The sequence below is a fragment of the Aeromicrobium sp. Leaf289 genome (assembly GCF_001423335.1).
Taxonomy (GTDB): Bacteria; Actinomycetota; Actinomycetes; order Propionibacteriales; family Nocardioidaceae; genus Aeromicrobium.
The window spans coordinates 18241-43262 of record NZ_LMNK01000001.1 but is presented as its reverse complement, the minus strand read 5'-3'; the positions used below and the strand labels follow the sequence as shown (position 1 = coordinate 43262).

Sequence of the window (25022 nt, the reverse complement as noted above, 5' to 3'; positions counted from 1 at the left end):
ATGTCCGACACGCAGACCACCGCAGGGATCATCGCGCTCGACGACCAGTGGGGGGCGCACAACTACCACCCGCTGCCCGTCGTGATCGCCGAGGCCGAGGGCGCCTGGGTCACCGACGTCGAGGGCACGCGCTACCTCGACTTCCTCTCCGGCTACTCGGCTCTCAACTTCGGTCACCGCCACCCCGACCTCGTCCGGGCCGCGCACGAGCAGATCGACCGGCTCACGCTCACCTCGCGGGCCTTCCACAACGACCAGTTCGGGGCGTTCTGCCGCGAGCTCGCCGAGCTCACCGGCACCGAGATGGTGCTCACCATGAACACGGGCGCCGAAGCGGTGGAGTCGGCCATCAAGGTGGCCCGCAAGTGGGCGTACGAGGTCAAGGGAGTGGCCTTCGACGCCGCCGAGATCATCGTGGCCACGAACAACTTCCACGGTCGCACCACCACGATCGTCTCGTTCTCCGACGACCCGGCCGCGCACGACAACTACGGTCCCTTCACCCCCGGCTTCGTCACGGTGCCCTACGGCGACGCCCAGGCGGTGCGCGACGCGATCGGCCCGAACACGGCGGCCGTGCTCATGGAGCCGATCCAGGGCGAGGCCGGCGTCGTGGTCCCGCCCGAGGGATTCTGGGCCGACGTCCGCGAGGCGTGCACCGAGAACCAGGTGCTGCTGATCGCCGACGAGATCCAGTCGGGCCTGGCCCGCACCGGACGCCTGTTCGCGCTGGACCACGAGGACGTCCGCGCCGACCTCTACACGCTCGGCAAGGCGCTCGGCGGAGGGATCATCCCGGTCTCGGCCGTGGTCGGCCGCGCCGACGTCCTGGGAGTGCTCAAGCCCGGCCAGCACGGCTCGACCTTCGGCGGCTACCCGGTGGCCTGTGCCGTCGGGCGCGCCGTCGTGCAGCTGCTGGCGTCCGGGGAGTTCCAGGAGCGTTCCGCCGACCTCGGTCGCCATCTGCACGACCGCCTGCAGGCCCTCGTCGGCCAGGGCGTCGCCGAGGTCCGGGGCCGCGGACTCTGGGCGGGCGTCGACATCGACCCGATGGCCAAGACCGGACGCGAGGTGTCCATGGCGCTGCGCGACGAGGGCGTGCTGTGCAAGGAGACGCACGAGCGGACCCTGCGCATCGCTCCCCCGCTGGTCATCACGCGCGACGAGATCGACCACGCGGTCGACGCGCTCGAGCGCGCGCTCAAGGCCTGAGCGGACCGGCATGGACGTCCTGCTGACGGTGCTCGGCCTGGTGGCGGGTCTCGTCCTGCTGCTGGTCGCGGCGGCCGTCGTCCGCGTGGTGCGTCTGCGCCGCCAGCACCGGCGTCGGGTGGCCGAGCTCCGCCCCGAGCACACGGAGCAGGCCGTCCTCTTCGCCGTGGCGTCGGACCGTCAGACCCAGGTCCGTGGCATCGGCTCGCTGCTGCTCGGGCCCGAGCACCTGGCGTTCGTCACCCTCGTGGCCGGCCGCGACGTGGTGGTCCCGCGGGACACCGTCACGTCCGCGTCCGTCTCACGGACGTTCATGGGCCGCTCGTCCGGCCAGGACCTGCTGGTGGTCACGTGGGAGCGCGAAGGGCTCGGCGACGCCGCCGCCTTCCAGGTGGGCGATCCCGCCGCGTGGCGCGAGCGGCTCGTCTGAGCACTCCTCGGGGCCTCAGGAGAAGAACGTCGCCCCGCCGGGCGGTGCGGGTGAGGGCTCGGTGCGCTCGTCGGTGAAGGCCTCTCCCCCGGCGAGCCTGTCCCGGACCTGCGCGGTGTCGAGGACCCGGTAGGGGAACGGCGAGCTGGCCGCACGACGCGAGAGCGGGCCCGGATCGACCGGGCACCGGGACGCGACCACCAGCACGTTGCCGTGGCGTCGTCCCTTCAAGGTGGCCGGCTCGGCGCTCACGAGCAGGTGCGGGAGCGATGTCTCGATCGCCCGCAGCGCGTTGCGCACGAAGCCGAACGGAGCCCGGTCGGCGAGGTTCAGCAGGACGATCCCGCTGGAGCCCGCCACGCGCGCGACGTCGGCGTACCACTCGCGGGTCACCAGGTCGGCCGGCACGCGGGCGCCGTCGAAGGCGTCGACCACCACCAGGTCGTAGGCCTCGTCGCGCAGGCTGGCCACGCCGGCGCGACCGTCCTGCGGCCGCACGCGGATGCCGCTGCGCTCGGGCAGCGGCAGCTCGCGGCGCACCAGCTCGGTGAGGGCGGCGTCGGGCTCGAGCACCAGCTGGCGCGAGCGGGGGCGGGTGACGGCCACGTACCGCGCGAGCGTCATGCCCGCTCCCCCGACGTGCAGCGAGCGCACCTGCTCGCCGGCCGGCCACGAGGTGTCGACGACGTCGGCCATGCGACGCACGTAGTCGAACTCCAGGCGGGTGGGATCGTCCAGGTCGACGTACGACTGCTCCGTGCCGTCGACGCGCACGGTGGCGGCGCCGGGCCGGTCCCGGTCGGCGACGACCTCCACGGTGCGGCTCACCAGGGCACGTCGACGTCGCCGTCGCCGGAGCCCGTCTCGACACGCAGCACCCGCGCACCCTGCGGGGTCGCGATCGTCACCACCGAACCGGCGTGCAGCTGACGTCCGCGCCGGGTCTCGACCTCGCCGTCGACGCGCACGTCGCCCGAGGCGACCAGCTCACCGGCCTGGGCCCCCGACTCGGCGACGTCGGCGAACTTCAGCAGCTGCCCGAGCCGGATCATCTCGCCGGTGATCTCGATGGTCTCCGCCTCGTCGGGTCGTGTCATGGCTCCAGCCTAGATCCCGGGATCTACGCTGGACGGGTGGAGCCGACGAGCGTGCGCGCCGACGTGTGGGTGTGGTCGGTGCGGCTGTTCGGCTCGCGGTCGGCCGCCACGACCGCGTGCAAGGGCGGCCAGGTGCACGTCAACGGCAAGCGCGCCAAGCCGTCGCAGGCCGTGCACGTCGGTGACCGCGTCGAGGCCACCACGCCCGGCGGTCCCCGTGTCGTCGTGGTCCGCAGGGTGCTGCTCAAGCGGGTCGGTGCGGCCGTCGCCGTCGAGTGCTACACCGATCACTCGCCTCCCCCTCCGCCCCGCGAGGAACGCCTCGTGATGCCCCGACGTGAGCGAGGGGCCGGTCGCCCGACCAAGCGTGAACGCCGCGAGATGGACCGCTTCCGGGGCCGGTGAGACCGACCGGCTCAGAGCCCCCGGACCAGCCACGGCAGGAGGTGGTCCGAGGCCAAGGGAGCGAGCGCGACGTCCGGGTCGGCGGGGTCGACCCACCGCGCCTCCTCGATCTCTGCGGCCGCAGCGTGCCGAGGATCGTCCAGACGCAGCGTGAAGCAGTGCGCGAGGAGGTCGTGACCGGGCTCGTTGGCCGCCACGGTGCGGATCGTGGCGAGGGGATCGAGCGCGTCGGCGGCCACGTCGAGGCCCAGCTCCTCGGCCAGCTCGCGGCGCAGTGCCGCCACGTGCGCCTCACCCGGCTCGGGCTTGCCGCCCGGGTTCATGAACAGACCCGTGCCGCGCTTGCGCACGAGCAGGGTACGGCCGTCCGGACCGCTCACCAGCGCCGCGACGACCTCGATGACGGGTCGGTCGGGCGGTGACGGAGACAGGTCGCTCACGGCGTCGGGGTCGGCAGCGCGCCGCCCCACTTGTCGGTCCAGCCCGGCGGCTCGGCGAGGCGGGCGAGCAGGCGCTCCAGGTCGTCGTCGACCGTGACGATGTCCTGCTGCTCCGGGCGGACGAAGCCCTCGGCGACCATCCGGTCGAGCATCAGGCGGATCGGGGACCAGAAGCCGTTGACGTCGAGGAAGCCGCACCGCTTCGCGTGGATGGTGAGCTGGGCCCACGTCCACTGCTCGGCGATCTCCTCGAGCGTGCCGGCGCCGCCGGGGAGGGCGAGGAACGCGTCGGCCAGCTCGGACATCCGCAGCTTGCGCTCGTGCATCGTCTCGACCACGTGCAGCTCGGTGACGCCCGTGTGCGCGAGCTCTCGCGCGTGCAGCGACTGCGGGATGACGCCGACCACCCGGCCACCGGCGGACAGCGCGGCGTCGGCCACGGCCCCCATGAGTCCCACCCGGCCACCGCCGTAGACCACCGTGACGCCGCGCTCGGCGAGCGTGCGGCCCACCTGGGCGGCCGCGTCGCCGTACGCCGCGTCGGACCCGAGGCTGGATCCGCAGAACACCGCGACGGCTCGCTCCGCACGGGCCCCGGCCGTCACGGCGCCGCCTCCAGCGCGCCTCGGAGGGCGGTCACGCTCCGGCGCCCACCGGCCACCGACCAGGTGAGCCCGTCGACCGCCACCTGCTCCGCCACGCCACCAGCACCCCTGACGAGCGCGGCACCGGGCAGCCAGTCCCACGCGGGGGTGCTGTGCTGGAACCAGGCACCGAGTCGTCCGGTCACCACGCCGACGAGGTCCATCGACCCCGAGCCGTGCATGCGCAGGGTGGCCGGGAGCGCCGCGGCACGCAGGAACGGGTCGCGCACGTGCGCGTCGCCCACGTTGCCCGGGTGCAGGTAGGTGGCCGCGCCGACCAGGCGGATCTCGTCGTCGGCCATGGGTCCGACCTCGCGACCGTTCCAGGTGGTGGGCGTCCCGGGACCTCCGACGAGCACCCCGTCCCGCGCGTGGGCCACCGCTCCGAGGAGCAGCTCGTCGCCGTCGACGAGGGCGACGGCGGAGCACCAGTAGTCCGAGCCACTGGCGAAGTTGTAGGTGCCGTCCACGGGATCGATCACCCAGCGGCGGCCGGACGAACCGGTCTCGTCCGTGCCCTCCTCGCCCAGCAGCCCGTCGTCCGGCCGCTCCGCCCGCAGCGCCTCGACGACGAGCGCCTCGGCGGCGTGGTCGGCCGCCGTGACCACGTCGGAGACGGAGGTCTTGCTGCGCACGTCGAGGTCGGAGCCCGCCCGCATCCGGGCGGCCAGCGCGGCGGCCTCCGTGACGAGCCTGACAGCGAGGTCTGCATCGGCGGCGAGTTCACTCACGCGACCATCCTGCCGTCCGACGCCGCCCGGACGCGGCGCGGGTCAGGCTTCGCGGGGTGCGTACATGATCACCGCGACCCCCACGAGACAGACCGTGGCACCGAGCACGTCCCAGCGGTCGGGCCGGAAGCCGTCGACGAGCATGCCCCACAGCAGCGAGCCGGCCACGAACACGCCGCCGTACGCGGCGAGGATCCGGCCGAAGTTCGCATCGGGCTGCAGGGTCGCCACCAGGCCGTAGATCCCCAGCGCGACGAAGCCGGCACCGATCCACAGCAGGCCGCGGTTCTCGCGGACGCCCTGCCACACCAGCCATGCACCGCCGATCTCGGCGACGGCCGCCAGGACGAAGAGGACGACGGACCGGACGAGGTCGAGGCGCTCGGGCTCCATGCGCTCAGGCTCCCGCGGCCGCGCTCAGGCGCTCCCGCACGGTGCCGACGAGCCGCCGCAGCGTCACGAGGTCGGCCTCGCTCATGTCGAGGATCTCGGCGCCGTGGGCGTAGATGCGCGCAGCGAGGGGCCTCAGCGCGGCGCCCTCCTCGGTGAGGGTCACGAGGGTGGACCGCTCGTCGGCGGGGTTGCGCGCGCGCACCACGCGTCCGTGCGCCTCCAACCGCTTCACCAGCGGCGACAGCGTGCCGTAGTCGAGGTGCAGACGCGCCGCCAGGTCCTTGACGCTCTGTCCGTCCCGCTCCCACAGCGCCAGCAGGACCAGGTACTGGGGGTACGTCAGGTGGTGCTCGTCCAGGATGGGCCGGTACGCGGCCGTCATCTGGCGCGAGGTGGAGTACAGGTCGAAGCAGAGCAGGTCGGACACCGTGGGATCGGTCATCGGGCCAGATTACATCGCGGACGATGCAATATGGGCCGTGCGCGCGCTCCGTCAGTCGAGCGAGACGCGCACCAGCACCGGGTTGTGGTCGGAGACCAGCGGCGCGGCGTAGCGGGTCCCCGCCATCGGCGCCGCGTTCTCCCAGCGGCTCACGACCGACCGACCGGGCACGACCCACACCTTGTCGACGTGGTCGCCCCAGGTCACCGACGTGGTCGGGGAGGTCTCCCAGTCGTTGTAGCTGTTGTGGTGCTGACGGCCCACGCTGCGGGCGAGGTCGAAGGCGTCGCGATACCCCGCTGCGCGGAGCACCGAGGCCTGCCAGTCGTTCGACCGGTTGCGGTGGCTGTTCCAGTCACCCGCCAGCACGACGGGCAGACCGTCGGGATTGGCCTTCGCGACAGCGTCGACCAGCCTGGTCACCTCGGTCCGGCGCGTCCTCGCTGCCGCGTCGCTCTTGCCGCTCGTGAGGTGCACGCTCACGTAGATCACGTGCTGGCCCGTGGCCAGGTCCTCGACCTCGGCCCACACCGCGTACTTGCCTCCACCGAGCGAGAAGCAGCCGTACCGTCCGTCGTCGGCCTCGCGGCACTCGCGCAGGGTGCCATCGATCTCGTCGCGGGTGGTGTCGCCCTTGGTCACCACGCCGTAGACGGAGGAGTCCAGGAACAAGGACTTGCTGGAGTAGTAGGCCGCGCGGGTGTAGTCGGGCACGGCGGTCGGACGTCCGGAGGCGAGCACCTTGGACTCCTGGAGGGCGAGCACGGAGGGCTTGCGGGCCTTCACGAAGGCCTGGAAGGCCGCCTGGCGACGCGACCACGCTCCGCCTCCGGAGACACAGCCCGACTTCTCCGTGCACAGGTTCCACGTCGTCACGCTCCGAGGCGCGTGGGCGCCGGATCCCTGCGAGACGATCGTCGTCCGTCCCACCCGCGAGGCGCGGGCGCCCTTCGTCGAGCCGTTCACGCCGCGGACGGTGATGAAGTACGTCGCGCCCCGCTTCAGTCCCGCGAGGGTGATCGACGTCTTGCTGGTGCGCTTGTAGACCTTGGCCTTCAGCACGCCGCTGTAGGACGGCGAGATGAACAGCTCGTACGACCTGGCGTTGCGGGCCGCGGGCCAGCGCAGCGAGAGCGACGCCTTGGTCCCGCTGAGGCTCGCACCCGTGAAGGTGATGAGCCCGACCTTCGACGGCTTGGCGGCCGCCTCCGCGGGCACGCCGAGCAGTCCCACCACGAGCACGGCTCCCACGACGGCAGCGCTGACACGACTCCACACGATGATCTCCCGTGACGCCTCTCCCAGTGCCTCCCGGCACGACGTCGGTGCGAGCCTAGGCGAAGGTCCCGGGCGCTGCAGGACTTTCGTCACTTTCGCCGCGACGGTCGCCCCGCTGCGCCCCCGCGGTGACGTACCGCTCCCGCCAGTCGCGCCGCCGCACCTTCCCGGTGTCGGACCGGAGCGACTCCGTGACAACCTCCCATGAGCGTGGGCGCTTCTCCCGGTCGAGCCGACCGGCGACCCACCTGGTCAGCTCCGCGACGCTCGCGGTGGTCTGCACGACGGCATGCACCACCTCGCCGCGCTCCTCGTCGGGACGTCCGACGACCACGGATCCAGCCACGTCCGGGTGGGCATCGAGCACTTGCTCGACGTCGGCGGGCTGCACCGGTCCCCCGGCCGTCACGATGACGTCGTCCAGGCGGTCGCCGACGTAGAGGTACCCGTCGGCGTCGAGGTGGCCGCTGTCGCGCAGGGTGTGCCAGCCGTCGCGCACCTGCGGTCGGGCGCCGACGTACTCGTACGTGGGCGCGTCCCGACGCATGACGATCTCGCCGACCTCGCCGGGGTCGCAGTCCGACCCGTCCGGCCGGACCACGCGGAACCGGGAGCCGCCGCAGCCCCGACCGACCGACCCCGGGTGGTCGAGCCACTCCCGTCCCGAGATCGTCGCGATCCCCTGGGACTCGGTCCCGGCGTAGACCTCGACGACCCGGTCGGGCCCCAGCCAGTCGATCCAAGCGCGCTTGAGCCAGGGCGCACACCGCGCCCCGAGGTGCAGCACCGAGTCCAGCGACGAGACGTCGGCGGCGTCGAGACGGTCCTGACCCAGTCGGTGGATGCGGTGCATCATCGTCGGGACGAGCATCCCCCAGGTCACCCGGTGCTCGGCGACGAGGGAGAGCCACGCGTCGGGGTCGAAGCCCGACATCAGCACCACCTCGTGACCCGTCATCAGGCCCCGCATCGCGTAGACGAACGGGGCGGCGTGGGTCAGCGGGCCGGCGACCAGCTGCACGGCGTCGCGCGGGACGAACTCGGCGACCGGCCCGTGCGGGTCGACGGTGCCCGCTGCGGCGGCGCGCACGAGCTTCGGACGACCGGTGCTCCCGCTCGAGACCGGGGCCTTCCACGACGCCGCGACCCGGTCCGGCACGGGGGCGTCGTCGCCGTCCACGACGCCGATCGGCTGGTCGACCACGAGTGCCGGCCGGGCCAGCTCGAGGACGCGGTCACGCTCCTCCGCCCCGATCGTGGTCGACAACGGCTGTGGGGTCGCACCGAGCTTCCAGGCGGCGAAGCAGGCCCGCACGAAGTCGAGGCCGTTCGGCAGCGCGACGGTGACCAGGTCGTCCTGGCCCACCCGGTCGGACCACCGGCGCGCCAGGCGCGTGGTGTCGAGGTCCAGCTCGCGTCGGGTCATGGTGACGTCGCCGTGCCGGACGGCCACGGCGTCGGGTGCCTCCTGGGCCAGCACGTCGAGGGCGCGACCGATGCTGACCGTCATGCCCGCCCTGCGTGTCGCGCGTAGAGGTCGAGATGGGCGGACGCGGCCGCCTCCCACGACGACGAGCGCGCCAGGACCCGACCGGCCTCCGGGTCGGGCGGGTTCTCGAGCACGTCTGCGAGCGATCCCGCGATGCTCATCAGGTCCGAGGCGAAGACGACGGCGTCACCGAAGACCTCGCGGAGCACCGGCAGGTCGCGGGCGACGACCGGCACCCCGGCGGCCAGCGCCTCCATCGCGGCGAGACCGAAGCCCTCCTTGGTCGACACGAACGCCATGGCCGACGCCGCGGCCACCAGGGACGGGAGCTCGTCGTCGTCGACCACGCCGAGCAGGGCGGGCTGCAGGTGGAGCTCGGACGCCCGCCGGTCGAACGCGGCGCGGTAGTCGCGGTAGTCGAACAACGTCTCGCCGCCCGCGAACACCAGGCGCATCTCGGGGCGTCGGCGGCGGATGAGCGCGAAGGCCTCCAGCAGGTCGATGCTGCCCTTGCGGGGCTCGATGCCGCCGAGCGCGAGCACGTACGGTCCGAGCTCCTCCTGCCACCGACCTCGAGAGGCGGCGGCGTCCGGCCCGGCCGCGCGAGCGAAGCGCGCGGCGTCGACGCCGTTGGGGATGACCACCGGTCGCACGCCGAACTGCGCCGCGACCTCCATCGCCACCGTCTCCGACACGCAGACGTGCCCGCTCGGCTCGACGACGGCGCGGTCGTGGCAGGCCACCAGCTCGGGGGTGGTGAAGGTGTCGAGGTGGTGGATCGTGCGCAGGCAGGGCAGCCCGGCGGCCAGCACGGCGTTGGCGCTGATGCAGTCCTGGGCGTGGACCACGTCGTAGGAGACGTCGGCGAGCGCGGCGGCCAGCGTGTCGATCGAGCGGACGATGCGGGCCCCGACGCCCTCCGCCGGCACCTCCGGGAACGGCACCGCGTGGACGCCGACGGCCGGGTCGACGGATCGGAAGAAGGTCCGGTCACCTCCGCGCGCCAAGGTCCAGACGTCGACGTCGCAGCCCTGGCGGGCCAGCGCCTCGGCCAGGGCGAGGGTGTGCACCACGCCGCCGCGGGGCTTGGTCGAGTAGGTGAGCAGAGCGACGCGCATCAGCGTCCCCGACGATCGGTGACGTAGCTGCTCGGCGTCAGCTCCTCGAGGTGGTGGAGGATCCGGCGTGACCGGGCGATCTCGTGCTGGACGTCGACCTCGGCGACCGCCAGGGCACCCTTCGACCAGGTGCGGGCGAGCACGTCCCCGCCCGGGCCGACGACCTTGGCCTGGCCGAGGAACCGCAGGCCGCCCATGACCCCCGTCTGGTTCGAGGACACCCACACGACCTGGTTCTCGGCGGCCCGCGCGCTGTCGTACAGGTCGAACAACCGTGACTGGCGGTCCTGAGGCAGACGGGACGCGCGGTCCGTGATGCTCGCCGGCCAGGCCGAGAGGCAGGCGACGACGTCGGCGCCGTCGAGGGCGAGCGACCGGGCCGACTCGGGGAACGTCTTGTCGTAGTCGATCACCATGCCGAGCCGGCCGACCGGGGTGTCGAACGCACCGAACCGCTCCCCCGCCCGGTAGGCCAGCGCCTCGCCCGCGGGCTGGTGCACCTTGCGGTGACGTCCGAGCACCCCGTCGCCGGTCACGCAGAGCGCCGCGTTGTGGTGGACGACCTCCTCGCCCCGCGTCGTCTCCTCGGTGTAGCCGAAGCAGACCACCATGTCGCCCGCCATCTCCACGACGCGGGCGATCTGCCAGGCGTCCTCGCGCAGGGCGGGCGGCATCGCGTCGGCGGACGGGTGCCGCAGGTCGGTGAGGTAGCCACCCAGGGTGGCGTCGGGGAACACGAGCAGCTCCACGCCGCTCGTCCGGGCGTCGTCGACGATCCGCTGCATCTTCTCGAGGCCCCGGTCGAGGTCGCGCCCGAAGTGGGCGGCGACCGCGCCGATCCGCACGTCAGGCCTCCTGCACCACCGGGCGGAGGGCACCCGTGATGCAGTCAGCCACGTGACCGGCGTCGGCCGCGACGCCGAGGAAGCGCCCGGACCCCCAGGTGTGCATCCACGGGAGGCCGACGAAGTGCAGGCCGGGCACCGACGTCACGCCCCGCGTGTGGGTGGGTCGTCCCGTGCCGTCGAACACCCCGACGCGGAGCCAGCGGTAGTCGGGCCGGTAGCCGATGGCCCACACGACGGACGTGATCCCCTCGGCGGCGAGGTCCAGGGACGTCGGGTCCTCGGCGGGCGCCCAGGGAGGCGCGTACGGATCCTCGACGGGGGCGTCGATGCCCTCGCGCTCGATGTAGCGATCGATGTCCCGCTGGATGGAGGTGTACACGGCGTCGGCCGCGTCGAGCGAGGCCGTCAGGGTCGGCGCGACGTCGAGGGAGGTGCCACGGGCGTCGACGACGGCACCGTAGAGACGCATGCCCTCGCGTGCGAAGACGCGCAGGTCGATGTCCCGCCCGCCGTCGCGTCCGGTGACGTAGTGGTTGGTCTTCTCGCGCGCGGCGAGCCCGCCCGGGTACTGCTGCACGGCCGTGTCGTAGAGCCCCATGTCGGCGAGCCAGGTCATGCAGTCGCGACCGCGGTAGGTCCGTGCCACCCGGGGTGCGTTGCCGAGTGCGAGGTGGACCTGGCGGCCCTCGAGGTGGAGGTCCTCGGCGATCTGTGCACCGGACTGGCCGGTCCCCACCACCAGCACGGCACCGGCCGGCAGCTGGTCGGCCCGCATGTACTCCTGCGAGTGCAGCTGGACGATGGACGGGTCGATGGCCCGGGCGAACGCCGGCTCGATCGGACGGTGGTAGCCGCCGGTGGCCACGACGACGTCCTGCGCCTCCATCGACTCCGGGCCGTCGGGGGTCTCGAGGTCGAGGACGAACCCGCCCCCTTCCCGCTCCCGGACCTCCACGACGCGGGTGTGGTCCCGGACGGGTGGGTCGAACGAGCGCACGTACCCGTCCAGCCAGGCGACGACCTCGTCGCGGGTCATGAACCCGTCCGGGTCGGGCCCGTCGTACGCGTAGCCCGGGAGACGGCAGTGCCAGTTGGGGGTCACCAGGGTGAAGTTGTCCCACCGGCTGTCCGCCCACTCGTGGGCGGGCGTGCCGGCCTCGAGGAGCACGTGCTCGACGCCCCGCGCCATGAGGTGGTGGCTGACGGAGAGCCCGGCCTGCCCGGCTCCGACGATCGCGACGGGGATGGTCATGCGGGTCCTCCTGGCAGGGGCGGGTGCATCGCGACGACCTCGACGCTCGCGTCGGGGGCGAACGCCGACGCGGCGTTCTCGATGCGCTCGCGCGAGGCGTCGGACGCGCTGCAGGCGAAGCCGTACCGCGCCCGGACCCGCTCGCTCGCGACCGAGAGCGCCTCGGAGGAACGTCGGACGAACTCCTCGACGGCGTAGGTCCGGCCGACCTCGAGGTGGTCGTGCACCACGAGCGAGGGCGAGTAGCACGGCTCGATCCGTCCGTCGGGCCAGCGCACCGAGAACGTCATCTCAGGCATGGACGGGCTCCCGGTAGGTCTCCGGACGGCGGTCACCGAGGTGGAACATGGCCCGTCGTGCACCCTCGAGCTCGGCACGGACGTCGAGACTCGCGACGGCCGTGCCGCCGTCCGTCCCCGTCGTCGCTCGGACGTCGCCGCCGGGACCGACGATCTTCGCGCTCCCGACGAACCGCAGCGAGCCGAAGGTGCCGACCTGGTTCGAGGCCACCCACACGATCTGGTTCTCCAGGGCCCGCGCGCTGTCGAACAGGTTGAAGCGGTGCGTCCAGCGATCGTCGGCGAGGTCGTCCGCCGTCGCCGTCCGGGAGGCCGGCCAGGCGGAGATGCAGGCCACGACCTCCGCCCCGTCGAGGGCCAGGGCGCGCGCCGCCTCGGGGAAGGCCTTGTCGTAGCAGATCAGGGCGCCGAGGCGGCCGACCGGCGTCGAGAACGCCTCGAAGGTCTCGCCCGCCGCGTAGAAGGAGCCCTCGCCGAGGGGTTGGTGCACCTTGCGGTGCACGCCGAGCACCCCGTCCCCCGTGACGATCGCCGCACTGTTGTACCGGGTGGCCCCGTCGGACTCGCAGAGGCCGACGACGAGGGTCATGTCGCCGGCGATCTCGGCGACACGACGCAGCTCGGGACCCTCCACGTCCATGACGGGCGGCAGCGACTCGGGCTGCTCGTCGTGGCTGCCGTCCCGGCCCCGGCCGAGCACGGACAGGTAGCCGCCGAGGCAGGCCTCCGGCAGGGCGAGCAGGTCGACCCCGCGTCCGCGGGCGGACGCTGCGAGCTCGGCGATGCGCCTGAGGTTCTGGTCGACGTCGCGCCCGAAGTTCTCCGAGACGGCTGCGAAGGTGGTCATGCTGCTCCCATTCCGGTGACGGGACCGCGGACGGCCTCCGTCACCACTCCGTCGGGCCAGCGCAGCCCGACCCCGGCCCCGGCGGTGATCTCGCCGCAGACCTCTGAGGTGACGAACCCGGGCAGGTCGCCCGCGTCCGCCGTCGGTCGATCCGTGGTGACCATCGCGAAGCCGGGGAAGCAGGTGAACCAGTCCCCGTGCGTGGCGCCCCGCGGTGTCGGCACGCGCTCGACGTCGACCAGGGCGCGGACACCGCTGGCCTCGGCGAGCATGCCCGTGCTGCCGACGAGGCCGGACATGCTGACGTCCTTCGCCGCAGTCGGCGCGAGGGAGCCGACGACGCCACCCAGGGCTCGCAGCTGCTCGCCGGTGCGGTGCGACGAGGAGTCCCACTGGGCTCCCGTGTAGCCAGGTCGCCAGCCTCCGCCGAGGTCGGCCGTCAGTCGCAGCGCCTCGCCGGGGCTCGCTCCCCCGCCGGGCACCGGGCGCGACGTGCGTCCGAGGGCGGTGACCGACAGGGCGGCCGGCACCCCAAGCTGGGTGTGGCCCCCGAGCACGGGCACCTCCCACGCCTGGACCGCGGAGCGGAGCCCGGCCACGATGCGTTGCGCGAACGAGGCGTCCCGGGCGCCCACGGCGTCGAGCAGACCGACCGGTGCGGCGCCCATCGCCGTCAGGTCGTTGAGGTTGACCAGCGCCGCACACCAGCCGGCCCACTCGGGGTCGCGCTCGACCATCGAGGGCAGGATCGCGTCGCACGCGGCGACCAGGTCCGAGCCCGGCACGGGGACGCCGTCGTCCCCGCGGAACCCGGCCGGCCCGTCGAGCCCGGCCAGGAGGGCACCGAGCGGCGCCTTCGTGGCGGTCGCGAGCCTCTGGACCCGACCGATGGGCCAGTCGACGAGGACGTGCGGCTGCCCCAGCAGGTCGACGTCGCCGCGGGCCTCCCACCCGAGCCGGGTGAACAGCGCTGCGTGCCGGGCCTGGACCTGTGCGTCGAAGCGCAGGGCGCCCGACGACTCGGCGCGGGCACAGGCGGCCCGCACCAGTGCGGCACCGACGCCGACGCCGTGACGCGCCGCCGGCAGGACGGCGAGGCGGCTCCCGCGCCACCAGCCGATGTCGCGGCCGGCGGTCGACGGGTGCGGCGCCGGGTGCACGCGCACGCCCCCGAGCACCTCGCCGTCCGTCGTGCGGGCGACGAGGACGACGGTGCGGGGGTCGTCGTCGGCGTCGTCGCGGTCGTGGCCCTCGAACAGTCCCTGCTCGCGGACGAACACCTCGCGTCGCAGCCGTCGGTACGCGTCGATCTCCGGCGGGCCGGCCTCGACCACGATGAAGGCCTCCGTGGCCGCCACGGGGACACGGCGGATGCCGGTGAGGATCCCGTTGTCGACGGTCATGTCAGGCCCCCTCGCAGCTGAGGGCGGAGCACGCGCCGCACGCGGCGCAGCCTGCGGCCTGGTCGGACCCGGCCATCCCGGAACGACGCAGCGCCGCCGCCACGCGGATCGTCACCGAGCCGACCTTCGACGCGGCCGGTGCCGGGGCGTGGTCGACGTCGGTGGCGAGCGTGCCCGCGAGCGGACGGAACGGGACGACGAAGGGGTAGACACCCATGTCGATGAGCTCCTGCGCCGCGGCGACGAGCTCGTCGGGGTCCTCGCCGAGCCCCACGAGCAGGTAGGTGGAGACCTGGTTGTGCCCGAAGACGCGCACGGCCTCGCGCCAGGCTGCGCGGTACTCGTCGATCGACACCGTGGCCTTGCCCGGGGTCCAGCGCCGCCGCACCTCGTCGTCCATCGACTCGACGTGGATCCCGATGGACCGGGCGCCCGCGTCGTACAGCTGGGTGATCGACGCGAGGTCGGCCGGTGGTTCGATCTGCACCTGGATCGGCAGGTCCGGCAGGACCTCGCGGACCGCCCGGACGCAGCGGGCGAGGTGGGTCGCACCTCGGTCGCGTCCTCGGGAGGTGCCGGTGGTCATGACCATCTGGGTGATGCCGTCCAGGTCGTGGGCGGCCTTCGCCACCTCGGCGACCTGCTGAGGCGTCTTCACCGCGATCGTCGTGCCCTGCTCCAGCGACTGCTCGATCGCGCAGAAGCGGCAGCGGTCCGACTCGTCGTACCGCATGCAGGTCTGCACGACCGTCGTGGCGAGCACGTTCGCGGCGTGGAGGCGGGCGATCTTCTCCATGCTGGTGCCGTCGGAGGTCGTCAGGTCGTAGAAGGCCGGCCTGGACACCGCCTCCACACCGAGCCCGGTGTCGGCGCCGTCGAGCAGCAGACGTCCGCCGTCGACGGAGTAGGGGCTGCGGGGGTTGAGCGGGATGGCCGCACCGATCCCGTCGAGGAGCACGTGCCCGTCGGCGCTCGGGCCCGCGCCGTTGGGGCGGGTGATCGGGGCGTCGAGCAGGCGGATGCCCTGGATCGCGACGTCGACCCGCGTGCTGGTGCGCGTCTCCTCGGAGGACGGTGCGGTCATCCCGGCCGCCTCAGAGGTTGTACGTCGAGTTGATGATGGCGCCCTTGCGGGCGTAGTGGATCAGCGCGTCCTGCACGTCGAGCGGGTGCGCCGGGATGACGCCCTCGATCAGGTCCTCCTCGCGGAGTCCGTGCAGGGCCAGCCCGAAGCGACAGCAGTAGACCGTGCCGCCCTCCCCGATGAACGTCTCGAGCGAGGCGTTCATGTTGAGCTCGCCCGGGAAGCCGGCGTCCCCGGTCGTCGGGAAGCCGCGGGTGGCCATGCAGGCGAGCGTGCCGGGTCCGTAGAAGTACATCGCGGAGTCGAAGCCCTTCCGCAGGGCACGCGTGGCCTGCAGGATCGCGACGAAGCTGACCGACGACTCGTGCGGGATGCCGTGCACGAGCGTGAAGTACGACTCGCCGTCCTCGGCCTGGTAGTCGGGGAACAGCTTCGTCGAGCCGTAGAGGTTCGTGCCCTTCGGCTGCGAGGGGTGCGGGATCTCGGCGAGCGACTTGGCGATGTTCTCGGCGATCTGGTCGTCGATGTCGGTCATGCGGCTTCTCCTGGATGTCGGTGGTGCGGTCGGTCGTGCACTGGTGCCACGTCGGTGTGGTCCAGGGACTGGGGGCTAGGTGCCGTAGAGCGCCTCGAAGTTGCGGCGGAAGAAGTGGTCGGCGAGCTCACCGTCACCGGCTGCGGCGGCGAGGCGCGCGTGCTCGCCCTCGAAGTCGCCCCAGGGTGCGTCGGTGGCGAAGAGGATGCGGTCGTGGCCGACGCCGCGCCTCTCGATCTCCTGGACCAGCCAGGCGGGCGCGAAGCCGATGGTCCACGACGTGTCGGTGTAGACCTGCTTGCCCGCCTCGATCCAGTCGAAGAGACGACCGCCGATCAGCTTCATGTGGCCGCTCATGCCCCCTCCGAGGTGGACCAGGTGGATCTTGGTGTCGTCGCCGTACCGCTCCACGAGCGTGCCGACCTCGTCGACGTCGGACGCCGCCCCCGGCGACGTGTGCACGTGGACGACGAGGTCGTGAGCGGCGGCCGTGGTGAAGATGCGGTCTATCTGCTCGGCGCAGTCGGGGTCGGACGGGCTGCCACCGAGCAGGAAGCTCGTCTTGAGCGCCTTCACGCCCTGCTCCCCCACCAGCGCGAGCGCGGCGTCGTTGCGGGCTGCGTCGGAGGCCTTGGGCGAGACCCACAGGCCGCAGCTGATGCGGTCGTCCTTCTGCGCGGCCTCGATCGCGAGGGGGTTGAGGTCGAAGGCCGCGTCGGGGACGGGGACGCCGTAGTTGGGCAGGACGAGCGCCCGATCCGTGCCCTCGGCGTCGAGGGTGGCGACGAACTCGGCGACGGTCGCCTTCGCCGTGACGTCGGCGCGGATCGCCGGGCCCCCGTAGAACGGGTAGGCCGGCAGCGCACCGATGTGGCGATGGGAGTCGAGCTGCGAGCGGGCCATGACTCAAGTCAGCCTGGCTGTCGTTTCAGGCTGGTCACGTCCGGAACAAAGCCGCGATAAGCGGTGATGTCGTTCCTGTTTCGACGCCCTCGCAGCTCCGTCGTGCGCGGAGTGCCCTCACCCGGGCCGGGCGTCACCGGGCGAGTGAATCACCCGTCGAGGAAGTCGTCCCGGCCGCTGGGATCGCCGGCGCGCTGCAGGTGGACGCGCCGCGCAAGTCGGATGAGCGGCCGCGCGAGCAGCTCCACGCTCCCGGCCACGAAGAACCAGGTCCCGATCGTGGTGGTGGACTCCCAGAGGAACAGGATGCTCCCGACCAGGAACCAGAGGGCGACGAGGACGTCGTTGACGATGCTCAACGTCTCGTAGCGCTGGCGGATCACCAGCGTCTCCCGGCCCACGGTCAGCGTGAGGTCGTCGTCCTTGGTCATCGTCCACTCCCTCTCGATGTCCCGTGCCGGCGCAGGAACGGGCTGAGAACGAGGCAGAGGCCGCCCCCGCGGCGAGCGGGAACGGCCTCTGACCTGCGGTTTTCTCGGTCGGGCTGACAGGATTTGAACCTGCGACCCCCTGACCCCCAGTCAGGTGCGCTACCAAGCTGCGCTACAGCCCGATGAACCTCCGCAACCCTACCCCACGCGGCACGGCGCACCGGCGCGAGGTCATCGGTCGTCGACGGTCAGCGGCAGGCTCCGCCGACTCGTGAAGGTCCGTGGCCGCTCGTCGACCGGGTCGACGAAGGACAACGTGTGGGCGAGGAGCTGCAACGGCGTGCTCATGTCGTCGACGGGCAGGTCGAGCACGTCGGGGTAGAGCGGGTCCCCGACGATCGGGACACCCAGCCCACACAGGTGCAGGCGCAGCTGGTGGGTGCGGCCCGTGGCCGGGCTCAGGCGGTAGACCGCGAGCCCGCCGCGGACCTCGTCGAGGTCGACGTGGGTCACCGCGTTCACCGGGGCGTCGGGCACCACCTCGGCACGCAGGGTGCCCCGGTCCTTGCGCACGTGGTTGCTCACGGTCAGCGGGAGCGAGAGCCCGGGGTCGTGCCGAGCGAGCGCCAGGTAGGTCTTCTGCACCTCCCGGCGGGCGAACAGCGACTGGTAGGCGCCCCGCCAGCGCCGTTCCTTGACCAGCACGAGGACCCCGGACGTCACCCGGTCCAGCCGGTGCGCGGGCGTCAGCTCGGGCAGGCCGAGCTGGTCGCGCAGTCGGACCACGACGCTCTGGCGCACGTGGCGCCCGCGCGGGATCGTGGCGAGGAAGGCCGGCTTGTCGACGACGAGGAGCCGGTCGTCCTCGTGGAGCACCGGCATGTCGCCCGGCACCTCGGGCTCGTCGCGCAGGTCGCGGTGGAACCAGACGAACGTGTGCGGGCGGTAGGGCTCGTCACCGACGAGCGGTGTGCCGTCGCCCAGCACGAAGCGACCCGCCTCGAGCATCGCCTCGACGTCGACCCGCTCGGGCAACCGGTCGCGCAACCACGCGCCCAGCGTCGGCGCGGGGGCCGGAGAGGTGCGGTCGTGGTCGGGCGTGCGCACCCAGGCCGCACCGAGCCCGTGGCGTGGCGGCAGGGGTGAGCGCGGCGGCACCTCGGGTCAGCGCCTGCCGCGCTTCTCGCGAGGACGCTGCTGGATGTGGATGGGCGTACCGACGAACCCGAACTCCTCGCGCAGCCGACGCTCGACGAACCGGAGGTAGCCGGCCTCGAGCTTGCCGGACGTGAAGAGGACGAACGTGGGCGGCGCCGTCGACGCCTGGGTGCCGAACAGGATCTTGGCCTGCTTGCCACCACGCACCGGGTGCGGGTGCTCGGCCACGAGGCGGCCGAGGAACGCGTTCAGCGCACCGGTGCCGACGCGGGTCTCCCACCCCTCCAGCGCGGCGTCGAGCGCCCGCACCAGACGGTCGACGTGCCAGCCCGTGCGGGCCGCGAAGTTGATCCGCGGCGCCCACTGCACCTGCACGAGCTCACGCTCGATCTCGCGCTCCAGGTAGTAGCGCCGCTCCTCGTCGACGAGGTCCCACTTGTTGAAGGCCACGACGAGGGCCCGGCCGGTCTCCGCCACCGACGTGACGATGCGGATGTCCTGCTCGGTGAACGGCTGGCTGGCGTCGACGATCACGACGGCCACCTCGGCGCGCTCCACCGCGGTGGACGTGCGCAGGCTGGCGTAGTACTCGTGTCCGGAGGCCTCGCGGACCCGACGGCGGATGCCGGCGGTGTCGATGAAGCGCCACTCGCGACCGCCCAGCTCGACGAGCTCGTCGACCGGGTCGACCGTGGTGCCTGACGCGTCGTCCACGACGACGCGGTACTCCCCCGCCAGCTGGTTCAGCAGGCTGGACTTGCCGACGTTGGGCTTGCCGACGATGGCGACGCGACGCGGGCCACCGAGCTCGGGGTCGCGATCCGGCGGCGCGTCGGGCAGGACGGCCAGGATGGCGTCGAGCATGTCGCCGCTGCCACGACCGTGCAGGGCCGAGACGGGGTAGGGCTCGCCCAGGCCGAGGTTCCAGAGCGATGCGGCCTCGAGCTCGCTGCGCTGGTCGTCGACCTTGTTCGCCGCGAGCACGACCGGCTTCTTGGCCGCCCGCAGGATCTTGACGACGGCCGCGTCGGCGTCGGTGATGCCGACCGTGGCGTCGACGACGAACAGCACGGCGTCGGCGGCCTGGACGGCCACCTCGGCCTGGGCGGCGATGCGCTCGGCGAGTCCGCGTGCGTCGGGGTCCCAGCCGCCGGTGTCGACGACCGTGAAGGCCTTGCCGTTCCACTCCGCGTCGTAGGGCACGCGGTCGCGGGTGACGCCGGGGACGTCCTCGACGACGGCCTCGCGGCGTCCGATGATGCGGTTGACGAGGGTCGACTTGCCGACGTTCGGACGGCCGATGATCGCGAGGACGGGCAGAGCGGGGTCGACCGGCTCGCGGGCGGGGGTGTCAGACATCGGTACTTCCTCGGGGCAGGGGGCCGGGCAGCTGCAGGTGCCCGGTGGCCGCGGCCCACTCGACGTGGTGCCGCAGGTGCTCGGTGATCCGACGCCCGACCTCGGCCACGTGGGCCCGCGTGCGGGGCCACGGGACGGGCGTGATCCGTAAGGGTTCACCGTAGACGACATCGATGCGAGAACCACGCTCGGGCCTGCTCTCGGAGGGCTCACCCGGGGCTCGGGTGCCGAAGATCGCGACCGGCACCACCGGGGCGCCGCTCACCATCGCGAGCCAGGCGACGCCGTCCTTCGTCCGGGCCACGTCACCGGCCCCGCGCAGGCCCTCGGGGTACACGACGACCGACTGGCCGCTCGCGAGCGCCTGCGCCGCGGTCCGCAGGGCCCCGACGTCGCGTCGGAACCGGTCCAGCGGGATCTGCCCGGCGAACCGCAGCAGGCGTCCGGTTCGACCTTCGAACGCCTCGACCTTCACCAGGGCGTGGGCCGGCCTGGGGGTGCACAGGATGAGCAGCGGACCGTCGAGCCACCCGATGTGGTTGCTCGCGTAGATCACGGGACCGTCGTCGGGCACCCGGTGCTCACCGCGCTGACGCACGTCCCACCGGCGGTCCAGGTACCGCCGCGCGAGCGGTCGGAGCACCCGCAGCCCGGTCTCCGGGAGGCCCTGTGGAGGGCGACTCCCCCGCGCTGCGGAGAGGAGGTGCTCGCTCACGCCGTCCGGGCCTCCTCCACCAGGGCGGCGACGGCGTCGACGACCTCCTCCAGGCTCAGGTGGGTGCCGTCGATCTGGACGGCGCCGTCGGCGCGGGTCAGGGGCGACGTGGCGCGCGTGGAGTCGATCCGGTCGCGGGCGGCGAGCGAGGCGGCCGTGGCCTCCTGGTCCGCGCCTCCGCGCTCCGCGGCCCTGCGGGCCGCCCGTGCCTCGGCGTCGGCCACCAGGTAGACCTTCACGGCCGCGTCGGGCGCGACGGTGGAACCGATGTCGCGTCCCTCGACGACGATGCCCTGGTCCGCCGACGCGATGACCCGGCGCTGCAGCTCGACGAGGAGCGTCCGCACCTGCGGGACCGCCGCGACGGGACTCACGTGCGCCGTGACGTCGTCCTCGCGGATGGCCTGCGACACGTCGGTCCCGTCGGCCGTGATGGTGGGGGCCTGCGGGTCGGTGCCCGAGACGATCTGGACGTCGGCCGCGTCGCGGGCGATGGCGTCGGGGTCACCGAGGTCGGTGCCGCGCTGGAGCAGCGCCCACGTGACGGCGCGGTACATCGCCCCGGTGTCGAGGTAGGCCAGCGACAGTCGCGTCGCGACTCCCCGCGCGGTGCTCGACTTGCCCGAGCCGGACGGTCCGTCGACGGCGACGACGAGGGTGCTGCTCACAGGGGATGACTCCTTGGGGTGCTGGTTCGGGATGAGGGACGAGGTGGGACGGGTCAACGGTAGGCCGACCAGCCCTGGTCGGCGAGGCGCTCCACCAGGGTGTCGGCCCGATCGGCCGCGACGGAGATCTCGACGAGGCCGACCGGACGACCGAGCTCGTGGTCGATGCGCAGGTCCTCGATGTTGACGCCCGACTCCCCCACGTGCGCGAAGAGCCGCGACAGCGCCCCCGGCGTGTCGGGGATCTGGACGTTGACCACGACGAGCTCGACGGGGTCCCCGCCGTGCTTGCCGGGGATGGACCGGGTCCCGGCACGACCGGCCTCGAGCACCGTGCCGACGGCGTCGCGGTCGTCCAGCGCCGCGATCATGGCGTCGAGGTCGTCGCGCACGGCACCGAGGACCTGGCCGATCTCGGCGGCGTTCGTGGAGATGATGTCGCGCCACAGCGCGGGGTCGCTGCCGGCGATGCGGGTCACGTCGCGCAGCCCCTGGCCGGCGAGGGCCAGGTGCGCCGGCGGCGCGTCGACGAGGCGTGCCGCCGCCAGTGTCGACAGCACCTGGGGCACGTGCGAGACGAGCGCGACCGCACGGTCGTGGGCGTCGGCCTCCATGACGATCGGGACCGCACCGAGCATGACGGCGACCTCCTCGACCAGCCGGACGGCGGCGTCGCTCGCCCCGTCGACGGGGGTGATCACCCACGGACGGCCCTCGAAGAGCCGCGCCGAGGCGGCCAGCGGACCGGACCGTTCGCTGCCGGCCATCGGGTGGCTGCCGACGTAGCGGTCGATCTCACCCGTCCGGTCGAGCGCGCGGACGATGCTGCCCTTGACGCTCGCCACGTCGGTGACCACGGCCTCGGGGAAGGTCTCCAGCGCCTCGCGGACCGCAGCCGCGGTGGCACCGGGCGGCACGGCCACGACCACGAGGGCGGGGTCGCGCACGGGCTCCGGACTGCCTGCACCCCGCTCGACGGCGGCTGCGACGTGCTCGGGGTCGCGGTCGGTGAGGTGCACGTCGATCCCGTGCTCACGCAGTGCGAGAGCCACGGAGGTGCCGATGAGGCCACAGCCCACGACGAGGGTGGGGGGCAGCGACGTCATGGGGCCACGCTATCGAAGAGGTCCCCCAGCTCCTCGCGTGACAGCTCGCGCGACCGACCGACCGCCAGACCGCCCAGACGCACCGGTCCGAAGCTGGTCCGCGTGAGCTCCACGACCGGGTGCCCGACGGCGTCGAGCAACCGCCGCACGATCCGGTTGCGCCCCATGTGCAGGTCGAGCTCCACGAGCGAACGGCTCCGCCCGCGGTCCTTCACCACGAAGCGGTCGACCGAGGCGGCCCCGTCGTCGAGGTCCACCCCGGCACGCAGCCTCCGACCCACGGAGTCGCCCACGGCGCCCTCGACGAGCGCCACGTAGGTCTTGGTGATCTCGAACGAGGGGTGGGCCAGTCGGTGGGCGAGGTCGCCGTCGTTGGTCAGCAGGAGCAGCCCCGACGTGTCCGTGTCGAGACGGCCGACGTGGAACAGGCGTTCCTCGCGGCCGGCCACGAACTCCGTGAGGTCCCGGCGCCCCTGCTCGTCGGCCATGCTCGAGACGACGCCGCGCGGCTTGTTGAGCACGAGGTACACGTGGTCCGACGGCGGAGGGATGCGTCGGCCGTCGACGCGCACCACGTCGGCGAGCGGGTCGACGCGGACCCCCATCTGCGTCACGACCTCGCCGTTGACCTCCACCCGGCCGGTGGCCATGAGCTCCTCGCAGCGACGCCGACTGCCCACGCCGGCCTGCGCGAGCACCTTCTGCAGGCGCACGCCCTCGACCTCACCGCTGCTCATGCGGCACCTCGTCGGACTCGGGGGCGGGCGCGCCGTCCTGCTCCTCGGGCTGCGGGTCGTCGATCGCGTCCTCGGGTCCAGCAGCGTCCGCAGGGGCCGTCAGGGACACGACCTCGTCGTCCATCTCCTCGATCTCGGGCAGCATGGGCGCGATGTCGGGGAGCTCGGCGAGGGAGGCCAGCCCCATCCGCTCGAGGAAGTAGCTGGTCGTGCGGTAGAGGAAGGCGCCGCTCTCGCTGTCGGTGCCGGCCTCCTCGAGCAGTCCGCGCGTCACGAGGGTGCGGACCACGCCGTCGACGTTCACGCCGCGGATCGCCGAGATGCGCGACCGGCTGATCGGCTGCCGGTACGCCACCACGGCCAGGGTCTCGAGCGCCGCCTGGGTGAGCCTGGCCTGCTGGCCGTCGAGCACGAAGCGCTCCACCGCGGGGGCGAACGTCTCACGGGTGAAGTAGCGCCACCCTCCGCCGACGTTGCGCAGCTCGAAGCCGCGCGCCTGCTCGTCGTACTCCGCGGCGAGCGCCCCCAGCGCCGCCTCGACCTCGGCCGGCGGGTGGCCGACGGCCTGCGCGAGCGTCAGGTGGTCGAGTGGCTGGTCGGCGACCATGAGCACGGCCTCCAGGGCCGGCCGCAGCTCCAGCAGCTCGAGCTCCAGCTCGTGCGGGCCTCGGGGCAGCGACGGGTCCGAGGCCGGGCCCCCCGGCTCCGGGGCCTCACGGCCCCCGTCGTCGGTCCCGTCCTGCGTGGAGGTCTCCAGCGGGGTCTCGGTCGTGTCCTCAGACATCGTCGTCCTCCGGGGTGGTCGGTGCGGTGGGCTCCTCGACCGGGCCGCCGTCGAACTCGTCGCCGACGTCGATGTCGACGTCCGCGTCGTCGGTGCCGGTCCAGCGCAGGTGCAGGTCGCCGAGCGGGGTGGCCTGCTCGAAGCCGACCACACCCTCGCGGAACAGCTCCAGCAGGGCCAGGAAGCGCGCCACGGTGGTCATCAGGTCGGCGTCGGCCGTCAGCGCTCGGAAGGTAGTGCTCCGCTCGCGGCGCAGCCGGTCGACCACGAGGTGGGCCTGCTCCCGCACGCTCACGGTGGGCGCGTGCAGGTGGGCGAGCGAGACGATCGGTTCGGGCCTCGGCTCGAGCGCCCGCGCGGCCAGGGCGGCCAGCTCGTCCGGCCCGACGGACACGATCACCTCGGGCAGCAGTGCCGCGAAGCGCGGCTCGAGACCGACCTGGCGGGGGTGGCGGCGCCCCTCGGTGGCCAGCCGGTCCGCGACGAACCGCGCCACCTGCTTGAAGGCCCGGTACTGCATGAGGCGGGCGAACAGCAGGTCACGCGCCTCCAGGAGGGCGAGGTCCTCCTCGTCCTCCACGTCGGCCTGGGGCAGGAGCCGCGCGGTCTTGAGGTCGAGCAGCGTCGCGGCGACCACCAGGAACTGCGTGGTCTGCTCGAGGTCGCCGCCCAGCTCGCGCACGTAGCCGATGAACTCGGACGTCACGGTCGAGAGCGCGACCTCGGTGATGTCGAGCTGGTGCTTGGAGATGAGCGAGAGCAGGAGGTCGAACGGTCCCTCGAAGACCCCGACGTCGACGTGGAAGCCCTTCCCCTCGTCGACCCCGTCCGTGCCGTCCGTGTCGAGGCCGGCCTCGTCGACCGGCAGGCTCATGCGGAGCCGAGGCGACGGGCGAGGTCGCTCTCCTCGCCCCGGATCTCGAGGTCCTCCAGGGCCAGCGCGATGGCGGCACGCACGAGTCGGCCGCGGTCGACGTTGCGCCCCACGGTGCCGCGCAGCCCGAGCCGCGCCTGCTCGATCGCCAGCAGCTCGGCCGACGTCACGTACACCGTCATCTTCTCGTCGTGCTTGACCCGCCCGCTGTCACGCGGCGGGGCCTGCGACGCGTCGTCCCGCCCCTGTGCCGGCGGGCCGTCCGCACCCCCGCCGGTGGGCTTGCGGGCCTGCGACGCGGGGGCGGTGGGGCGGAACAGCTCGTCCGCCCCGGGCATGC

The 25022-nt window shown here is 73.0% G+C and carries 31 protein-coding genes and 1 tRNA gene; 3 read left to right on the top strand and 29 right to left on the bottom strand.

From position 1 onward, the window contains the following. On the top strand, positions 1–1212 hold the full coding sequence (gene rocD, locus ASF37_RS00240) for an ornithine--oxo-acid transaminase (protein WP_056578464.1): 1212 nt from the start codon (positions 1–3) through the stop codon (positions 1210–1212). A gap of 10 nt (positions 1213–1222) precedes the next feature. Further along, entirely contained in the window at positions 1223–1642 is a 420-nt protein-coding gene (locus ASF37_RS00235) for a hypothetical protein (RefSeq protein WP_055968373.1), read from the top strand. 15 nt (positions 1643–1657) lie between these two features. Here the strand turns inward: ASF37_RS00235 and ASF37_RS00230 are convergent, their stop codons facing one another. Both ASF37_RS00230 and ASF37_RS00225 read right to left on the bottom strand, forming a co-directional pair. Further along, the gene (locus tag ASF37_RS00230) at positions 1658–2470 is read right to left on the bottom strand and encodes a spermidine synthase (RefSeq protein WP_200914363.1); all 813 of its coding nucleotides are present in this window, start codon (positions 2468–2470) and stop codon (positions 1658–1660) included. After that, complete coding sequence (locus tag ASF37_RS00225; RefSeq protein WP_055968374.1) at positions 2467–2739, bottom strand: RNA-binding S4 domain-containing protein; 273 nt, start codon at positions 2737–2739, stop codon at positions 2467–2469. Before ASF37_RS00225 ends, ASF37_RS00230 begins: the two co-directional genes overlap by 4 nt. A 36-nt stretch (positions 2740–2775) precedes the next feature. Between ASF37_RS00225 and ASF37_RS00220 the strand changes: the two genes are divergently transcribed. Then, positions 2776–3144: an RNA-binding S4 domain-containing protein gene (locus ASF37_RS00220; protein ID WP_055968376.1), complete on the top strand. Its 369-nt coding sequence runs from the start codon at positions 2776–2778 to the stop codon at positions 3142–3144. Between the two features lie 11 nt (positions 3145–3155). Here ASF37_RS00220 and ASF37_RS00215 read toward each other — a convergent pair whose 3' ends face one another. The 27 genes from ASF37_RS00215 to ASF37_RS00085 all read right to left on the bottom strand — a co-directional run bounded on the left by ASF37_RS00215 (position 3156) and on the right by ASF37_RS00085 (position 25020). Then, on the bottom strand, positions 3156–3584 hold the full coding sequence (locus ASF37_RS00215) for an NUDIX domain-containing protein (RefSeq protein ID WP_255353911.1): 429 nt from the start codon (positions 3582–3584) through the stop codon (positions 3156–3158). Then, positions 3581–4189, bottom strand: a complete 609-nt coding sequence (locus ASF37_RS00210; RefSeq protein ID WP_056578461.1) for a TIGR00730 family Rossman fold protein — start codon at positions 4187–4189, stop codon at positions 3581–3583. Before ASF37_RS00210 ends, ASF37_RS00215 begins: the two co-directional genes overlap by 4 nt. Next, the gene (locus ASF37_RS00205) at positions 4186–4959 is read right to left on the bottom strand and encodes an inositol monophosphatase family protein (protein WP_056578458.1); all 774 of its coding nucleotides are present in this window, start codon (positions 4957–4959) and stop codon (positions 4186–4188) included. The genes ASF37_RS00210 and ASF37_RS00205 overlap by 4 nt, the downstream gene beginning before the upstream one ends. Before the next feature lie 42 nt (positions 4960–5001). Beyond that, complete coding sequence (locus ASF37_RS00200) at positions 5002–5352, bottom strand: YnfA family protein (protein WP_055968382.1); 351 nt, start codon at positions 5350–5352, stop codon at positions 5002–5004. A 4-nt stretch (positions 5353–5356) separates the two neighbouring features. Beyond that, complete coding sequence (locus ASF37_RS00195) at positions 5357–5794, bottom strand: MarR family winged helix-turn-helix transcriptional regulator (RefSeq protein ID WP_056573199.1); 438 nt, start codon at positions 5792–5794, stop codon at positions 5357–5359. A gap of 51 nt (positions 5795–5845) precedes the next feature. Then, complete coding sequence (locus ASF37_RS00190; protein ID WP_156364796.1) at positions 5846–7072, bottom strand: endonuclease/exonuclease/phosphatase family protein; 1227 nt, start codon at positions 7070–7072, stop codon at positions 5846–5848. Positions 7073–7127: 55 nt separating this feature from the next. Then, positions 7128–8582: an AMP-binding protein gene (locus ASF37_RS00185; protein WP_082506324.1), complete on the bottom strand. Its 1455-nt coding sequence runs from the start codon at positions 8580–8582 to the stop codon at positions 7128–7130. Then, entirely contained in the window at positions 8579–9679 is a 1101-nt protein-coding gene (locus ASF37_RS00180) for an MSMEG_0565 family glycosyltransferase (RefSeq protein WP_055968388.1), read from the bottom strand. The genes ASF37_RS00185 and ASF37_RS00180 overlap by 4 nt, the downstream gene beginning before the upstream one ends. Beyond that, entirely contained in the window at positions 9679–10524 is an 846-nt protein-coding gene (locus tag ASF37_RS00175) for a carbon-nitrogen hydrolase family protein (RefSeq protein WP_055968391.1), read from the bottom strand. Before ASF37_RS00175 ends, ASF37_RS00180 begins: the two co-directional genes overlap by 1 nt. 1 nt (position 10525) lies before the next feature. Beyond that, on the bottom strand, positions 10526–11779 hold the full coding sequence (locus ASF37_RS00170) for an MSMEG_0569 family flavin-dependent oxidoreductase (RefSeq protein WP_055968394.1): 1254 nt from the start codon (positions 11777–11779) through the stop codon (positions 10526–10528). Beyond that, positions 11776–12078 (bottom strand): MSMEG_0570 family nitrogen starvation response protein, encoded by a 303-nt coding sequence (locus tag ASF37_RS00165; protein WP_055968396.1) that lies wholly within the window; start codon positions 12076–12078, stop codon positions 11776–11778. The genes ASF37_RS00170 and ASF37_RS00165 overlap by 4 nt, the downstream gene beginning before the upstream one ends. Then, positions 12071–12925: a carbon-nitrogen hydrolase family protein gene (locus tag ASF37_RS00160; protein WP_055968398.1), complete on the bottom strand. Its 855-nt coding sequence runs from the start codon at positions 12923–12925 to the stop codon at positions 12071–12073. The genes ASF37_RS00165 and ASF37_RS00160 overlap by 8 nt, the downstream gene beginning before the upstream one ends. Beyond that, on the bottom strand, positions 12922–14328 hold the full coding sequence (locus ASF37_RS00155) for an MSMEG_0567/sll0787 family protein (RefSeq protein WP_056578454.1): 1407 nt from the start codon (positions 14326–14328) through the stop codon (positions 12922–12924). The genes ASF37_RS00160 and ASF37_RS00155 overlap by 4 nt, the downstream gene beginning before the upstream one ends. Position 14329: 1 nt before the next feature. After that, entirely contained in the window at positions 14330–15412 is a 1083-nt protein-coding gene (locus tag ASF37_RS00150; RefSeq protein WP_056578451.1) for an MSMEG_0568 family radical SAM protein, read from the bottom strand. Between the two features lie 10 nt (positions 15413–15422). Continuing rightward, on the bottom strand, positions 15423–15947 hold the full coding sequence (locus tag ASF37_RS00145; protein WP_055968405.1) for an MSMEG_0572/Sll0783 family nitrogen starvation response protein: 525 nt from the start codon (positions 15945–15947) through the stop codon (positions 15423–15425). Between the two features lie 75 nt (positions 15948–16022). Next, positions 16023–16850: an amidohydrolase family protein gene (locus tag ASF37_RS00140; RefSeq protein WP_056578448.1), complete on the bottom strand. Its 828-nt coding sequence runs from the start codon at positions 16848–16850 to the stop codon at positions 16023–16025. Positions 16851–16999: 149 nt separating this feature from the next. Further along, positions 17000–17281: a YrhK family protein gene (locus ASF37_RS00135; RefSeq protein ID WP_056554760.1), complete on the bottom strand. Its 282-nt coding sequence runs from the start codon at positions 17279–17281 to the stop codon at positions 17000–17002. A gap of 108 nt (positions 17282–17389) precedes the next feature. Next, positions 17390–17463: transfer RNA gene (locus ASF37_RS00130), tRNA-Pro, on the bottom strand. Between the two features lie 49 nt (positions 17464–17512). After that, on the bottom strand, positions 17513–18328 hold the full coding sequence (locus tag ASF37_RS00125) for a pseudouridine synthase (RefSeq protein WP_369815219.1): 816 nt from the start codon (positions 18326–18328) through the stop codon (positions 17513–17515). A 117-nt stretch (positions 18329–18445) separates the two neighbouring features. Further along, positions 18446–19798, bottom strand: coding sequence for a ribosome biogenesis GTPase Der (gene der, locus ASF37_RS00120; RefSeq protein ID WP_056578441.1), 1353 nt, complete (start codon positions 19796–19798; stop codon positions 18446–18448). Continuing rightward, positions 19791–20513 carry a 1-acyl-sn-glycerol-3-phosphate acyltransferase gene (locus ASF37_RS00115; protein WP_082480204.1) on the bottom strand — a complete coding sequence of 241 codons (723 nt, stop codon included), beginning with the start codon at positions 20511–20513 and terminating at the stop codon, positions 19791–19793. Before ASF37_RS00115 ends, der begins: the two co-directional genes overlap by 8 nt. Beyond that, positions 20510–21181 (bottom strand): (d)CMP kinase, encoded by a 672-nt coding sequence (gene cmk, locus ASF37_RS00110; RefSeq protein ID WP_055968417.1) that lies wholly within the window; start codon positions 21179–21181, stop codon positions 20510–20512. The genes ASF37_RS00115 and cmk overlap by 4 nt, the downstream gene beginning before the upstream one ends. 53 nt (positions 21182–21234) lie before the next feature. Beyond that, positions 21235–22287, bottom strand: a complete 1053-nt coding sequence (locus tag ASF37_RS00105) for a prephenate dehydrogenase (RefSeq protein ID WP_056578438.1) — start codon at positions 22285–22287, stop codon at positions 21235–21237. Then, entirely contained in the window at positions 22284–23024 is a 741-nt protein-coding gene (locus ASF37_RS00100; RefSeq protein WP_056578435.1) for a pseudouridine synthase, read from the bottom strand. Before ASF37_RS00100 ends, ASF37_RS00105 begins: the two co-directional genes overlap by 4 nt. Beyond that, a complete protein-coding gene (gene scpB, locus ASF37_RS00095; RefSeq protein WP_082506323.1) occupies positions 23011–23808 on the bottom strand; it encodes an SMC-Scp complex subunit ScpB in 798 nt (265 codons plus the stop codon). Before scpB ends, ASF37_RS00100 begins: the two co-directional genes overlap by 14 nt. After that, positions 23801–24682 (bottom strand): ScpA family protein, encoded by an 882-nt coding sequence (locus ASF37_RS00090; protein WP_055968423.1) that lies wholly within the window; start codon positions 24680–24682, stop codon positions 23801–23803. The genes scpB and ASF37_RS00090 overlap by 8 nt, the downstream gene beginning before the upstream one ends. Continuing rightward, positions 24679–25020: a hypothetical protein gene (locus ASF37_RS00085; protein WP_369815143.1), complete on the bottom strand. Its 342-nt coding sequence runs from the start codon at positions 25018–25020 to the stop codon at positions 24679–24681. The genes ASF37_RS00090 and ASF37_RS00085 overlap by 4 nt, the downstream gene beginning before the upstream one ends. Positions 25021–25022 lie beyond the last annotated feature (2 nt).